The 14,746-nt window shown below is 44.2% G+C and carries 11 protein-coding genes; 6 read left to right on the forward strand and 5 right to left on the reverse strand.

Annotated features, from left to right (window positions below):
* Positions 1–83: 83 nt before the first annotated feature.
* From V1U08_RS08835 to V1U08_RS08850, 4 genes are all read left to right on the forward strand, one after another.
* Positions 84–989: a lysine exporter LysO family protein gene (locus tag V1U08_RS08835; RefSeq protein WP_014231572.1), complete on the forward strand. Its 906-nt coding sequence runs from the start codon at positions 84–86 to the stop codon at positions 987–989.
* A 214-nt stretch (positions 990–1,203) separates the two neighbouring features.
* Positions 1,204–1,716 carry a hypothetical protein gene (locus tag V1U08_RS08840; protein ID WP_014231571.1) on the forward strand — a complete coding sequence of 171 codons (513 nt, stop codon included), beginning with the start codon at positions 1,204–1,206 and terminating at the stop codon, positions 1,714–1,716.
* Positions 1,717–1,970: 254 nt separating this feature from the next.
* Entirely contained in the window at positions 1,971–3,617 is a 1,647-nt protein-coding gene (gene panP / locus V1U08_RS08845; protein WP_065296693.1) for a pyridoxal-dependent aspartate 1-decarboxylase PanP, read from the forward strand.
* Between the two features lie 311 nt (positions 3,618–3,928).
* Positions 3,929–4,783, forward strand: coding sequence for a MurR/RpiR family transcriptional regulator (locus tag V1U08_RS08850; RefSeq protein WP_014231569.1), 855 nt, complete (start codon positions 3,929–3,931; stop codon positions 4,781–4,783).
* Positions 4,784–4,844: 61 nt separating this feature from the next.
* On the opposite strand, the gene V1U08_RS08855 is transcribed toward V1U08_RS08850, so the two are convergent.
* A complete protein-coding gene (locus V1U08_RS08855) occupies positions 4,845–6,086 on the reverse strand; it encodes an iron-containing alcohol dehydrogenase (RefSeq protein ID WP_243976742.1) in 1,242 nt (413 codons plus the stop codon).
* 298 nt (positions 6,087–6,384) lie between these two features.
* Here V1U08_RS08855 and V1U08_RS08860 point away from each other — a divergent pair, with 298 nt between their 5' ends.
* Complete coding sequence (locus V1U08_RS08860) at positions 6,385–6,654, forward strand: GrxA family glutaredoxin (protein ID WP_014231567.1); 270 nt, start codon at positions 6,385–6,387, stop codon at positions 6,652–6,654.
* A 180-nt stretch (positions 6,655–6,834) separates the two neighbouring features.
* The gene (locus V1U08_RS08865; protein ID WP_014231566.1) at positions 6,835–8,517 is read left to right on the forward strand and encodes an aspartate:alanine antiporter; all 1,683 of its coding nucleotides are present in this window, start codon (positions 6,835–6,837) and stop codon (positions 8,515–8,517) included.
* 102 nt (positions 8,518–8,619) lie between these two features.
* Here V1U08_RS08865 and fabV read toward each other — a convergent pair whose 3' ends face one another.
* From fabV to nhaA, 4 genes are all read right to left on the reverse strand, one after another.
* Complete coding sequence (fabV, locus tag V1U08_RS08870) at positions 8,620–9,822, reverse strand: enoyl-ACP reductase FabV (RefSeq protein WP_014231565.1); 1,203 nt, start codon at positions 9,820–9,822, stop codon at positions 8,620–8,622.
* Positions 9,823–10,000: 178 nt separating this feature from the next.
* Positions 10,001–12,283: an acyl-CoA dehydrogenase gene (locus V1U08_RS08875; protein WP_330470431.1), complete on the reverse strand. Its 2,283-nt coding sequence runs from the start codon at positions 12,281–12,283 to the stop codon at positions 10,001–10,003.
* A gap of 79 nt (positions 12,284–12,362) precedes the next feature.
* A complete protein-coding gene (locus V1U08_RS08880; protein ID WP_014231563.1) occupies positions 12,363–12,989 on the reverse strand; it encodes a TetR/AcrR family transcriptional regulator in 627 nt (208 codons plus the stop codon).
* A 541-nt stretch (positions 12,990–13,530) separates the two neighbouring features.
* On the reverse strand, positions 13,531–14,682 hold the full coding sequence (gene nhaA / locus V1U08_RS08885; RefSeq protein WP_330470432.1) for a Na+/H+ antiporter NhaA: 1,152 nt from the start codon (positions 14,680–14,682) through the stop codon (positions 13,531–13,533).
* Positions 14,683–14,746: the final 64 nt, after the last annotated feature.

The following is a 14,746-nucleotide window of genomic DNA, read 5'->3' on the forward strand; positions in this document are numbered from 1 at the left end:
ACAGTAATGGATCCACTCAAGGTTGAGTGAGTGTTGATCTGTGGCCAATTTAGGCTTATCTCACAAAGGAATAATTGAGTTTTATGTTCTCAGGGATGCTCTTCATTTTTGCCCCTCTCGTCGTCGGGTATTTAATTCCTATTTCTCGCGCCGCTTTACTCGAGAAAATTAATCAATCCACCTCTTACCTTATCTACGTTATTCTATCGTTGATGGGGCTGAGCCTTGCTGCACTAGATAATCTGGGTAGCAATTTACAAAGCATTCTGCTTTATGCGAGTACTTTCTTTATTTGCTTAAGTGTCTGTAACCTTCTTGCACTGCCTCTTGTCGACAAGATAATTCCTCTAAAGACCGATCAAAGCCACAGCAAGTTACCTCTTTCTTCAATGGCTCTGGAGTCTGCCAAACTGATCCTCGTCGTTGGTGGTGGTTTAGTGGCAGGTTTGATCCTTCCCATTGATTTATCTTGGGTAGACACCGCAAGCGAGTGGATACTGTTCCTCTTGCTGTTCTTTATTGGTATTCAACTGCGCAATAGCGGCCTTACCCTCAGACAGATTTTGTTAAACAAGCAAGGCATGGCCATTGCAGCCGTTATCATCGTTACTTGTATGCTTGGTGGCGTAATCGCTTCATTGGTCTTGGATCTTCCCTTATATAAAGCATTGGCAATGGCGTCTGGATTTGGCTGGTACTCATTGGCAGGTATTTTGATGGGCGATGCGTTTGGTCCGGTATTTGGCGGCGCCTCTTTCCTAATTGAGCTGATGCGTGAATTAGTGGCATTAGTTGCCATTCCACTATTTATCCGCCGTTACCCATGTACCGCAATTGGTTATGCTGGCGCAACAGCAATGGACTTTACTTTGCCAGTCATCCAAACAACGGGAGGCGTACGTTGCGTACCTGTTGCCATTGTTAGTGGCTTTATTTTGAGCTTGCTCGTGCCTGTGATGATGCTTTTCTTTGTATCACTTGCTAGCTAGATCTCAGGTTTTACCTTTAACATCCATTACAATACGGCAAAAATTTAAAAACCTAATTAACGTTGAAGTCGTCAATAAAGTAAAGACACCTTAATTCGCTATTTGAATCAACAGCCCAAGACTCTCTTAGCTCCAACATGAATTAAGGGTCATTCGTCGTAGAATGAGATTTAACGTTAATTAAGGAATAACTATTAGAATAGAAGGAAGAAGAATGAAACGCTTTGTCGTTGCAGCGCTCCTCGCTACAAGCTCAACTTTTACATTTGCCGCAGATCAACAATGTCTGTCTAATAAATACGATGGCTATGTCGATGCTTCACTGCAATGGTATCAAGATCTTGTTGACTTGACCGTTGCTCAATACCCTGATCTCGATGAAGTAAGCCAATGGTTCTTAGATGGCCGTAAGCATCACTTCGAACTCAACCGAGAAGCTGTCCATTATTTTCTTAAAAATGATCCTAGCCGTGTCGCAACCGAGCAGCCAATCGAAGCATGGCTAAAGCTTGAGCAACACGATGTCAAGCAACTGGCAAGTCGCAGTGACAAACTGGGTGAGGCTGCACAAAAAACATTTAGTGATCGCCAATCTACCAATCACGAGAAAAACTACGATCTTCGCTCTGCTTTTGCGGATCTACTAAGCCACCCTCAGAAAATTGACTCGGCTCTTAATAGATATAATCAGTCAATCGAGAAGCTAGAAAAACAACAATGTGAATAGCGCCGATAACCAAATAACCTGAGGTTTCGGTTAACATGCATTGAGATAGCCTTCGTGACTCGTTTCTATATTGCTTACGAAGGCCCTCTTCTCACATACAAGCGCGCAGAAACCGCCTACTCTACGTTGTTGGCCTATGACTTGGTTTTCATTCCGTCAACATGGCCTTACAGAATTAAAACGGGACTTTGAACCCGTTTTGGTTTAGATTGTGCCGCTCGCATTACCCAAATTACTACAAATGATTCTTTGCTATGGTTAAGGAACAAAAAACCGCTGACGTTAGTTTTGAGAGCTTATTAAAGATCTTCACTGTCCCTGAAGGTCCGGACTCGACGTTAACAAAAATTGAAGAAGGTCTCTCTCGAAACTTGAATCAATTTCTTCGTGAACACATCGTGGCAGAAGAAAAGCCTTTACGTGAAATAGAGAAAGACTTTTCTTCTGCTCAGATTCCTGAGCAACCTGAGTTTGTGTCAGACCATACTGAGCACTTGTTAGACACGTTGGTGTCGCACTCGGTTCATACGTCAGCTCCAAGCTTTATCGGCCATATGACATCGGCATTGCCTTACTTTTTAATGCCGCTGTCTAAAATTATGATTGCCTTAAACCAAAACTTGGTGAAGATAGAAACGTCGAAAGCGTTTACGCCATTAGAGCGCCAAGTATTGGGCATGCTGCACCGATTAATCTACGCTCAGCCGAATACCTTTTACGACCAATGGATGCATAGTGCCAACCATTCTCTCGGTGCGTTCTGCTCTGGCGGCACGATTGCGAACATTACAGCCCTTTGGGTTGCCCGCAATAAAGCATTGAAAGCAGACGGCGAATTTAAAGGTGTAGAGAAAGAAGGCCTATTCAAAGCCATGAAACATTACGGCTATGAAGGCTTAGCTATTATGGTTTCTGAGCGTGGTCACTACTCACTTAAAAAAGCGGCCGATGTACTGGGTTTGGGTCAGGAAGGCTTAGTCGCAGTAAAGACGGATGCAAATAACCGCATTATTGTCGATGATCTCAAAGCGAAAATCAGCGATCTCAAGAAGCAAAATATCAAGCCGATTGCGGTGATTGGGGTGGCGGGTACAACTGAAACTGGTAATGTTGATCCACTCGCTTCGATTGCTGAAGTTTGTCAGGAACACGATTGTCATTTTCATGTGGATGCCGCATGGGGTGGCGCGACATTAATGTCTAATCATCACCGACACCTGCTGAATGGCGTTGAGCTTGCAGACTCAGTGACGATTGACGCGCATAAGCAGCTTTATATCCCTATGGGTGCGGGCATGGTTCTGTTTAAAGATCCAGATGCGATGAAATCTATTGAGCACCACGCTCAGTACATCTTGCGTAAAGGTTCTAAAGATTTAGGCAGTCATACCCTGGAAGGCTCTCGTTCTGGAATGGCGATGTTGGTGTATGCAGCAATGCATATTATTAGCCGACCTGGCTATGAACTGTTGATCGATCAAAGTATCGAGAAAGCACGCTACTTCGCGGATTTGATTAAGAAACAGGAAGATTTTGAACTGGTTTCTGAGCCAGAGCTATGTTTGCTCACCTACCGTTATCTACCGCCTAACATCCGTGAAGCTCTAGAAAAAGCAGACGGTACACAGAAAGAAGAATTAAATGAGTTAATCAACGAGTTAACTCAGTTTATTCAAAAGCGTCAACGTGAAACTGGTAAGTCATTTGTTTCTCGTACCACGCTTAATCCTGAGCATTGGGAGCGCATGAGCACTATCGTCTTCCGGGTAGTCTTGGCAAACCCTCTGACCTCTACAGACATCTTTGATGCTGTTTTGGACGAGCAAAGGCTTATTGCTCAGCAAGCACCAAACTTAAACGCCAAAATCCAAGAACTGGCTTCTAAGATTTTGGCATCTTGACGATAAGAACGGGTTACATCAGCTTGAAAATTTCTTTCTTTTTGATGTAACTCACTAATCATTATTGGCTAACCTGAGTAACAAACCTGCATTTTCACATTCATTTCTGTAGTTTTCAGAAATTTTTGTTTGAGGTTTGTCAAATTCTCACTAAATAGTAACCGTATTTGGTTTAGCCGAATTAAAGATCAGGTTTATACTGAATCTATGGCGCTGGTAGCTTTCGTTAACGCTCTTCACTGCCGGGAAACTTTTGGGTTTCTATTCGTTAACAGAGCCAGCGAGTTGTTCTCTATACCCTCGTGAACACTATGAATACATTAGAAAAAATTCAAAAAAATCTGGAGAATTTCAGTAAATCTGAGCGCAAAGTTGCAGAAGTAATTATGGCGTCTCCACAAACTGCTATTCACTCGAGCATTGCCACGTTAGCTAAAATGGCCGACGTAAGTGAACCCACTGTAAACCGCTTCTGTCGTCGCCTGGATACAAAAGGCTTTCCAGATTTTAAACTTCACCTGGCACAGAGCTTGGCTAACGGTACTCCTTACGTAAACCGAAACGTAGAAGAAGATGACGGTCCTGATGCGTATACGCACAAGATCTTCGAATCTACGATGGCGTGCTTAGACGTAGCGAAAAACAGCCTAGACGCAATGCAAATTAATCGTGCTGTCGATTTGCTGACTCAGGCGAAGCGTATTTCTTTCTTTGGCTTAGGCGCATCATCTGCCGTTGCCCGAGACGCGCAAAACAAGTTTATTCGCTTCAATATTCCTATCACTTGCTTTGAAGACATCGTCATGCAGCGCATGAGCTGTATCAATTGCAGTGATAACGACGTGATTGTGCTGATTTCTCATACTGGTCGTACGAAAAGCCAGGTAGAAATTGCCAACCTTGCTCGTGAAAATGGCGCGACCGTTATTGCGATTACAGCAAAAGACTCTCCGTTAGAAAAAGCAAGCTCTTTGGCGATCACACTCGATATCCCTGAAGATACAGACGTATACATGCCAATGGCAAGCCGCGTTGTACAGATGACCGTGATCGATGTGTTGGCAACTGGCTTTACTCTTCGCCGAGGTACGGGTTTCCGCGAAAACCTCAAACGAGTGAAAGACGCACTGAAAGACAGTCGCTACGATAAATTAACCCAATACTAATTATCGTGATAAAGGGAGCTAGTGAGCTCCCTTTTTTATTTCATACATCCAGATAAGCGCTCTACTCATCCACGCTTGTCAGATCTGTTCTCGATGTTTCCAATACTTCGACTGAGCCAACTCTTGGCACGCTTTCAACGTCGATATTACCCCGACAATCACAGACTTGTTTAAGAATGTAGATAAGGCGTTCTTGATTTAAAGGTAACGGGTTCCCCTTTATAGCAACAGACTTAAGCGCATCACTCGCGACCTGCTCAAACGAAGTCTGACACACACCAAACTGTCCAAGTGAAGGTAACTCTAACTTATCCAGCACCATTTTCACCCAAAGCACGCCATCATGTTCATTCGCATTAGTACGACCTGTAACAAGCTGAGCCAGCTTTCTATAGCGATTAATCACATCTGTCCTACCCGCTTTTTTTGCAGCGTCGATGTTCTCCTGCATAACATGAGGCGCTAAACGCGCGGTTATCACACTATGAGGAGCATCAAGCTTGCCCCCCAGAGCGGCAGCCAGACCATGTGCCGCACCAAGTTTTGCATTCGTGATAGCCATTCCGCCTAGCAAAGCTGCAAATGATAAATCTGATCGCGCTTTATGGTCGTTGTGCTTACACCCAGCAATGACTGAGCGACTTAACCGACGTAAGCCTTCTTCGCATACCATATCTGTTAAAGGATTGGGTTCTCCACACACATAGGCTTCCATCAAATGGGTAAACGCATCCATTGCACCACGCCCTGATGTATAGGGATCGGTATCGTAAGTTAAGGTTGGATCAACAATCGCGACGTCTGCGAGCATATCCGGACTTCTCAGGCTGACTTTGACTTTATCCTGTCCAGATTTTAATACCGCGTTTCGGGTCACTTCAGACCCCGTACTTGCGGTAGTTGGAATGGCGATAAAATGGAGAGGTTTTGCTTTTAACGGTACATTTCTTCCCACAACTTCAACATAGTCATAAACATCACCATGATTTGGAATAATAGCGGCTAACGCTTTCCCCATATCTAGGACGCTGCCACCGCCAATCGCGATAACCATATCCGGCTTAAATTTTCGGCCCAGAATCGCGGTCTCTTCCACCATGGTGATATTTGGCTCACCAGTAATCGCAACGTGCTGATAACGCATACCCTGCGCTTTAAGATAATTGAGAATTGGTATTGCTCGTTGTGTGTCCCGACCAGTGACTAGCAATACGCTGTAGCCGAATTGGTTGATGATGGATAACGAAGACTGCAGTGCGCCTTCACCAAAAATAATCCTTGTTGCAGTCATGAACTGAAACATACATTTCCTCCCACAAACAATCACTCCCAATAGATTGCTACGATTTGCAGTAAAAAAAGTTGACCAATTCCACCTTGCCATCATTAACCTTATAAAACATATGCTTTTATGCGTTGGTTCACATAGTCATTATGAGAGGATTTTTTGTTCGATAGGTTTCACCTATAAAACCAACAGGCAATTGCTACTTTATTTCCGTAATTGGATCGGGCATAGTTAGCCAAGTGAAAGAGAGCCACTTAACCAACGCGTTTTTGTCTGCTTTCAAAAAAGAATAGATTTAGGAGAAATTAAAATTATGTTCGTTGTTATCTTCGGTCGCCCAGCATGTCCTTACTGTGTTCGTGCAAAAGAGCATGCAGAAACGCTAAAAGCAAAACGTGATGACTTTAACTACCGTTACGTTGACATTCATGCTGAAGGCATCTCTAAAGCAGACCTTGAGAAAACAGTAGGCAAACCAGTTGCAACTGTTCCTCAAATTTTCATCGACCAAGAGCACATTGGTGGTTGTGATGAGTTTGAAGCTTACGCGAAAGAGCACCTAGGTCTATTCGACGTAGCGTAATAAAAAAGTACAGTTTTTTAAAAGCCGCATCTCAGTGCGGCTTTTTTATTATTTTTCATATAGTTATTCCCCTAAGTCAACTAATGGAAAAACATAAAAAAATTCACTTATCTTTTTGCTATATTTAGTTACAATTCGCCACTCTAATCTTTCTTGGCACACACTTTACCGAGCCACACAGTGAACATAGACGTCGTATATCTTCTCGAACAAAACCCAATCCTCCTAATCTTCGTCGTATTAGCCATCGGCCTTGCCTTCGGAAAAATCCGATTTGGTAACTTACAACTAGGTAACTCCATCGGGGTTCTCATCACTTCGCTTATCATGGGCCACTTAGGCTTCTCTTTTAATGCAGAAGCGTTAACTATTGGCTTTATGCTGTTTATCTACTGCGTAGGTATTGAAGCAGGTCCTAACTTCTTTGGTATCTTTTTTAGAGACGGGAAGCACTACTTCATTCTGAGTATGACCGTACTGGTTTCAGCGGTATGTTTAACTTATGGATTAAGCCATTATTTTGGACTCGATTTTGGCCTTTCAGCAGGTATGATGGCGGGTGCATTAACGGCAACCCCTGTACTTGTGGGTGCACAAGACGCGCTTAACTCAGGGTTGGCGACGATACCACGCAATATGGACTTTGCTCTGGTCTTAGAAAACTTATCTGTCGGCTACGCAATGGCTTATCTGATCGGCTTAATAAGCATGATCATGTTCGCCAAATTGCTACCAAGACTCCAGAAACAAAACCTGTCTGATTCAGCGCAACAAATTGCTCAAGAGCGTGGGCTTGGTAACTCAGGGCAGAGAAAAGTCTATCTTCCGATCATTCGGGCGTATCGTGTTGGACCTGAATTGATCGACTGGACAGATGGTAAAAACCTGCGTGAACTGGGTATTTACCGACAAACAGGTTGTTACATTGAGCGAATTCGCCGCAATGGCATTCTCGCCCACCCTGATGGTGACGCTATCCTCCAAGAAGGCGATGAGATTGCACTTGTTGGCTTCCCGGATAGCCACGCTAGATTGGATTCAAGTTTCCGTAACGGCAAAGAGGTTTTTGACCGTAACTTGCTCGATTTGCGCATTGTGGAAGAAGAAATCGTCGTAAAAAGTGACGCGATTGCCGGTAAACGCTTGTCTGACCTTAACTTGTCGGAGTTTGGTTGTTTCTTAAACCGAGTAGTTCGTGCACAGATTGAAATGCCAATGGATTTAGACATCGTGCTTGCCAAAGGTGACGTGCTTCAGGTCAGTGGCGAAAAAAGCCGAGTACACGGTCTGGCAGAAAAAATCGGTTTCATCTCAATCCACAGCCAAATGGCAGACTTATTGGCATTTTGCAGCTTCTTCATCCTAGGCATTATGTTTGGTCTGATCACGATGACATTTGGCCAGGTGTCGTTCAGTTTAGGTAACGCAGTAGGCTTGTTACTTTCCGGAATTACCCTGGGCTTCTTACGTGCCAACCACCCGACTTTTGGCTACGTCCCACAAGGGGCACTGAACATGGTTAAGGACCTTGGTTTGATGTTCTTTATGGTCGGCATTGGACTCAGCGCTGGTGGGAAAATGTTTGAGCACCTGACACAAGTCGGCCCGAAAGTCATTGGTATCGCCTTTATTGTTAGTGTGGTTCCTGTGGCACTAGCTTATCTCGTCGGGGCTTATGTGCTTAAAATGAACCGAGCATTGCTTTTTGGTGCCATTATCGGTGCCCGTACGTGTGCGCCAGCCATGGACGTGGTAAACGACTACGCGAAGTCGACTATTCCTGCATTGGGCTACGCTGGTACTTACGCAATAGCGAACATTTTAATGACGCTCGCGGGTACAATCCTCATCATATTGAGTTGATTTATCAACGTTCAAACATAAAAAAGGCGCTCAATGAGCGCCTTTTTACTATATCAAAACCATTTGCTATATCAGGAATAGGTTCGACCTAAACAATAGCCTTTAGATTTGAATGAAATCTGCTTCTACTGCTGGGTTCACGTCTGCTTCGTAATCCACACCGTCAACACCAAAACCGAATAGCTTCAAGAACTCTTCTTTGTACTCAACGTAGTCAGTCAGCTCTTTTAGGTTCTCAGTCGTAATTTGTGGCCATAGGTCACGACAGTGTTGCTGGATGTCTTCACGAAGTTCCCAGTCGTCCAGACGAAGACGGTTCATGTCGTCCACTTCTGCCGCAGAGCCATCTTCTTTGTATAGACGCTGGCTGAACATACGGTAGATTTGTTCCATACAGCCTTCGTGTACGCCTTCTTCACGCATCTTCTTGAACACCATTGCAATGTACAACGGCATTACAGGAATTGCAGAACTTGCCTGAGTTACAACAGATTTAAGAACCGCAACGTTCGCGCTGCCACCAGTTTGTGCTAGCTTCTCGTTAAGTGCTGTTGCTGCGCGATCCAGGTCCATTTTCGCTTTACCTAGTGCGCCATCCCAGTAGATTGGCCAAGTTAGCTCAGTACCGATGTAACTGTATGCGACTGTCTTACAACCTTCTGCAAGTACACCAGCTTCAGAAAGTGCGTTGATCCAAAGTTCCCAGTCTTCACCGCCCATTACGGTTACTGTGTCTTTGATCTCTTCTTCTGTTGCAGGCTCAACGCTCGCTTCGATGATAACGTCTTTGTTGGTATCAACCGCTGTCGAAGTGTAAGTTTCACCGATAGGCTTTAGAGATGAACGAATCAGTTCACCTGTTTCTGGCAATTTACGTACTGGAGACGCCAGTGAGTAAACCACCATATCAATCTGACCAAGGTCTTGCTTGATCAGCTCGATTGTTTTCTCTTTTGCTTCGTTTGAGAAAGCATCGCCGTTCAGGCTTTTCGCGTATAGGCCTTCTTCACGCGCCAATTTTTCGAAAGCGGCAGCGTTGTAGAAACCTGCAGTGCCTGGCTTCTTCTCTGTGCCTTCTTTTTCAAAGAACACACCGATAGTTGATGCACCGCCACCAAATGCCGCTGCGATACGAGAAGATAGACCGTAGCCACTTGATGCACCCACAACAAGAACGCGTTTTGGAGCGTTTTTAATTGGGCCTTGCGCTTTAGTGTAAGCAATTTGTTCTTTTACATTAGCTTCACAACCAACAGGGTGCGTAGTAGTACAGATAAATCCACGAATTCTAGGTTTGATGATCATATTCAACTTCCTTTAAAAAACCTTGTAAGGATAAAAGTTTCGCTTCGAGTTCGCATCTAATTTCTGTAAAAATGCTTCGAAAATGCAAGTGGTTGGAGCACTAGACTGCTAATTTTTAAACGAGCGAAACAAAAAAGCACCTCCGAGAGGTGCTTTTTTCGATATCTTTATTCGCTTGTTAAGCGGCTGAGTTCAGATGTGACTTTTTTGGCGCATCGGTACGAAGTTCCGAAAAGTCATGGCTGAAATGGTCAACTTGAATCGCTTTGTAACGTAGTTTGTCTGCCGCTTTAATCTTATCAACTTCTTCCTGAGTTAAAACGTCAGCGTCGAGAGCTTGTTGTAAACGATCATTCAGCAGACCTTTACGAGCAACCTTACCATCTTTAACGCCCTTGATAAGCTTACGCTCTAAAGGTTTGATATCGTACATCGCAAGGAAAGCTTTCTCCATCAAACCGATATTATCATCTTCTGCTTTACCTACATAGCATAGATGCGTCAAGCGATCACGCTGTACCCCAGGCGTCATCATAGCCTCTGCAATGCGCATGCTCAGCTCATCACTAGGCTTGTTGAAGTGGTTGCCCAATGGGAATAGCAGACCCTTAAGTACTCCACCAACGTATTTCACAGGGAAGTTAGTATAAGCTTCGTTTAGTGACTTAGCCGCATTGTACAAACAGTGCTGAACTGCGTAGTGAACGAAGTCTAGATCGCCTTGCTGACGGCCTTCATCTTCGTATTTCTTAAGTGCTGCTGATGCCATGTACAAGAAGCTTAAGCCATCACCTAAACGTGCAGAGATCATCTCTTTACGCTTCAGATCGCCACCCAGAGTCAACATAGCGAAGTCTGCACTTACAGCAAGATCTCGGCTTAGACGCGTGATGTCTTTGTAGTACTTCTTAGTTGGACCGCTCATTTCCGCTTTGATAAAGCGAGAACCTGTTAGTGCGGCACCCAATGCGCCAAATGTGTTGCCTGTCGCATGCTTAATGTGTTTGAACAGCAGATCATCAAACTCTTTCGCACCTTGCTCTGCATCTGGGTTTGCTGCTGCTTCCATCTCTTTTAATACGTATGGATGACAACGAGTCGCACCTTGGCCAAAGATCATCAAGTTACGTGTCAGAATGTTTGCACCTTCTACGGTAATCGCAACTGGAATACCCACGTAATGCTTCGCCAGGTAGTTCATCGGGCCATCTTGGATTGCGCGGCCAGCGTGAATATCGAACGAGTCATTAAGAAGCGTACGTGCTATCTCAGTCATATGATATTTAGCAATAGCAGTGACGATACCCGGCTTTTCTTTCATGTCTAGCGAAGTAGTTGTCAGTGTGCGCGTCGCTTCTAGAAGGTAAGTTAAACCACCAATGCGACCCATTGCTTCTGCGACACCCTCAAATTTACCGATAGACATACCAAACTGTTTACGAACGTATGCATAAGCACCCGTTGTTCTGGTTGTTAGGTGTCCGATAGCGGCACCAAGCGCTGGGAGTGAAATACCGCGACCAGCCGACAAACATTCAACCAGCATACGCCAGCCTTTACCTGCGTAATCCGCGCCACCAATTAACCAATCCATTGGAATAAAGACATCTTCACCACGGGTTGGACCATTCATGAATGCAGAACCAAGTGGATCGTGACGCTCACCGATTTCAACACCTTCGTGGTCGGCAGGAATCAGTGCACATGTGATACCCACATCTTTCTTGTCACCAAGTAGGCCGTCAGGATCCTGAAGTTTAAATGCGAGACCTAAAACCGTCGCTACAGGCGCTAGTGTAATGTAGCGCTTGTTCCAGCTCAGGCGAATACCCAGCACTTCTTCACCGTTATGCTTACCGTAACAAACAACGCCTTGATCTGGGATACCGCCCGCATCAGAACCGGCTTCTGGGCCTGTTAGCGCGAAACATGGAATATCAGTACCGTCAGCAAGACGAGGCAACCAGTAATCTTTTTGCTCTTGTGTACCATAGTGAGAAAGAAGCTCACCTGGACCCAATGAGTTTGGAACCATTACCGATACAGCCGCACTGATGCTTCGAGTCGCAATGCTCGAAACAATCGTAGAGTTAGCATGTGAAGAAAACTCGCGACCGCCATATTCTTTAGAGATAATCAGAGAGAAAAAACGCTCTTTACGTAAGAATTCCCACACTTCTGGAGATAAGTCTCGGTCTTCTTTTACGATCTTTTGATCGTCAAGCATATCGAGTAGCGTTACGAGCTCATTGTCCATAAAGGACTGCTCTTCTGCTGTTAACTTCGGAGTTGGGTATTGGTGCAGCGTTTTAAAGTTTGGTTTGCCGGAAAATAGCTCTGCATCCCACCAAACACTACCTGCTTCCATTGCTTCTTTTTCAGTGCTGGACAACGGAGGTAGTACTTTTTTAAACATTTTAAATGCTGGGTCACTAATCCATTTTCTTCGTAGAGAGCTCATTGTTCAGATCCTTTTGTTCACGTCACCTTACGGCATAATTTATTATTGGTTTAACTAACAGCTTACTTGTTCGAGTCATTTACTTCGCTGACATTCCTGCTGACAAGTAAGGAATTAACAAATCGACTACAGACTTAATATCGACTTCTTGATCGAATTTACTTTCTGAAAGCTCTAGTAGCGCTTGACTAGATGCCATCGTGAAAACGCACGTTCCGAGCGTGAAATGTAATCGCCAGAATAGTAGCTCTTCCGTTAGCTCTGGGTTCGCTTTCATGATAGAGGTAGTAAATAACTTCAATACTTCGTCGTAACGAGTGGTGATGAACCAACGTAAATGTCCCTGCACATCCGTATAACCGCGGCCCAGCAATAGCATAAACAACGCTGTACCATTTGGTCTTACTTCATTAAGTGTAGCTAGAGGCAATCTCAGCGATTCAAACACTTCTTCCATCGTGTAATTATCGCGCGTGTTCAGTTCGACTAGAGAGGTCTTGATACTCGGCATCAGTGCTTCTAGGTATCGGTCTAAAACCGCCCTAACCAGCGTCTTTTTATCGCCAAAATGGTAGTTGACTGATGCAAGGTTTACATTCGCTCTGCCAGTAATGGTTCTCAGTGATGTATCATTGAACCCATACTCTGCAAACAACCCTTCTGCGACATTGAGTATTTTTTCTTTTGTTGAAGTTCTTGGGGCCATTTTAATCACTCGTATTAAACAACTGTTTAAAATATACCGCGAACAGAGAGATTAACAAACGATTAACATCACATTTTCAAAACTTATTCTTTCAATAAAAATGTTCAACGTTTAACCAAGATAAATTTTAAACATCGTAATTTTAGTGCGGTTAAAATCCGCATGGTTGAACTCAAGCAGCTCCTTGGATTACTGGCGATAAACTTATGGTGATATTACCCGCAGATACAATGACTTAAATTGACACATCAAAAAACGGCATGTTTTAGGAAAATATTTTCCAAAAAAATGGAACTGTTTTGGGAAAGCTCGGTCTGAATATATGTAACAACTAGGGCATTTTAAGTTTCACTGGCCGTCAAACTTTTCCATCTGATTGTTACGTTGCTGCTTTTTTCTTATTAACTCCTATGTTTGTATCCGCCCAGTCAAATTTTCGACTGGGCTTTTTTTCGTCTGGAACATTTTTCTTAGCTCTACCTAAAAGATGACAGGCATAAAAAAGCCTCCCTTTTGGGAGGCTTTTCATTGGTTTAAGTTTTTACACTTGTGCCTTTTTTGGTAAAGACAGGTGAAGCAACACGTAACCGATTATCGCTGCAGTTGTTGACCCCATCAAAATACCTAGTCGTGCGTAAGTATCGAACTCCGGACTCACATTGCCGAATGCAAGTGACGAGATAAAGATAGACATCGTAAAACCAATACCACAAAGCACAGACACCGCGAAAATATGTTTGAAGCCGATACCTTCTGGCAGCTTCGCCACACCTAGCTTCACTGCCGCCCAGCTGAAGGTGAAAATACCCAGAGGCTTACCAACCAACAAACCAAGCGCGATACCTAATGGCAACATTGAAGTTAAGCCAGATAAAGATACGCCTTCTAACGAAATACCAGCGTTTGCAAACGCAAACAGCGGAAGAATACCAAACGCCACGTATGGGTGAAGAGCATGCTCCATGTGTTTCAGCGGTGAATGCTCGCCCGGCTTACCTTGAAGTGGGATAGCAAAACCGATCACCACACCAGCAAGCGTCGCGTGAACACCCGATTTAAGAACAGCAAACCAAAGGATGGCACCCACAATCATATATGGTGTTAGTTTGGTCACCTTCTTAGCGTTCAACAAGAACAGTAAACCAGTCATGGCAAAACCAACTAGCAAAGCCATTGTCGATAGATCGCCCGTGTAGAACAGCGCGATGATAACCACAACACCTAAGTCATCAATGATAGCCAGAGCCAGCAGGAATACTTTCAGGCTTACCGGGACACGTTTACCCAGAAGCGCCATGATACCCAATGCAAATGCGATATCTGTTGCCGCTGGGATTGCCCAGCCAGAAACCGCTTCAGCGTCACTCGCATTAAATGCGACATAAATAAGAGCGGGTGCCAACATACCACCAACCGCTGCAATCGCAGGGAAGATCGCTGTTTCTTTTGATTTCAGTGCACCTTCAAGTAACTCTCGTTTAACCTCAAGACCAATTAATAGGAAAAACACCGCCATTAGGCCGTCATTGATCCAGTGAGATACGGACATACCTAAAACATAAGTATGCAGAAAAGATTGATAAGTTTCGCCCAGAGGTGTGTTTGCAATGGTCATCGCGATCGCCGCTGCAATCACGAGAAGAATGCCTCCTGCGGATTCCATTTTGAAAAAGTCACGAATAGCATCGTTCATACATTAACCCTTATATTTATTATCTTCATAAACGATCGACAAAGAATGATCTGAGTTTATAGCT

Source organism: Vibrio sp. YYF0003 (assembly GCF_036350715.1).
Lineage (GTDB): Bacteria > Pseudomonadota > Gammaproteobacteria > Enterobacterales > Vibrionaceae > Vibrio > Vibrio natriegens.

Excerpts from the sequence above, each read along its gene's own strand:
- V1U08_RS08835 (WP_014231572.1), top strand. The coding sequence starts at position 84 with ATGTTCTCAGGGATGCTCTTCATTTTTGCCCCTCTCGTCGTCGGGTAT.
- V1U08_RS08840 (WP_014231571.1), top strand. The coding sequence starts at position 1,204 with ATGAAACGCTTTGTCGTTGCAGCGCTCCTCGCTACAAGCTCAACTTTT.
- panP (WP_065296693.1), top strand. The coding sequence starts at position 1,971 with ATGGTTAAGGAACAAAAAACCGCTGACGTTAGTTTTGAGAGCTTATTA.
- V1U08_RS08850 (WP_014231569.1), top strand. The coding sequence starts at position 3,929 with ATGAATACATTAGAAAAAATTCAAAAAAATCTGGAGAATTTCAGTAAA.
- V1U08_RS08855 (WP_243976742.1), bottom strand. The coding sequence starts at position 6,086 with ATGTTTCAGTTCATGACTGCAACAAGGATTATTTTTGGTGAAGGCGCA.
- V1U08_RS08860 (WP_014231567.1), top strand. The coding sequence starts at position 6,385 with ATGTTCGTTGTTATCTTCGGTCGCCCAGCATGTCCTTACTGTGTTCGT.
- fabV (WP_014231565.1), bottom strand. The coding sequence starts at position 9,822 with ATGATCATCAAACCTAGAATTCGTGGATTTATCTGTACTACTACGCAC.
- V1U08_RS08875 (WP_330470431.1), bottom strand. The coding sequence starts at position 12,283 with ATGAGCTCTCTACGAAGAAAATGGATTAGTGACCCAGCATTTAAAATG.
- V1U08_RS08880 (WP_014231563.1), bottom strand. The coding sequence starts at position 12,989 with ATGGCCCCAAGAACTTCAACAAAAGAAAAAATACTCAATGTCGCAGAA.
- nhaA (WP_330470432.1), bottom strand. The coding sequence starts at position 14,682 with ATGAACGATGCTATTCGTGACTTTTTCAAAATGGAATCCGCAGGAGGC.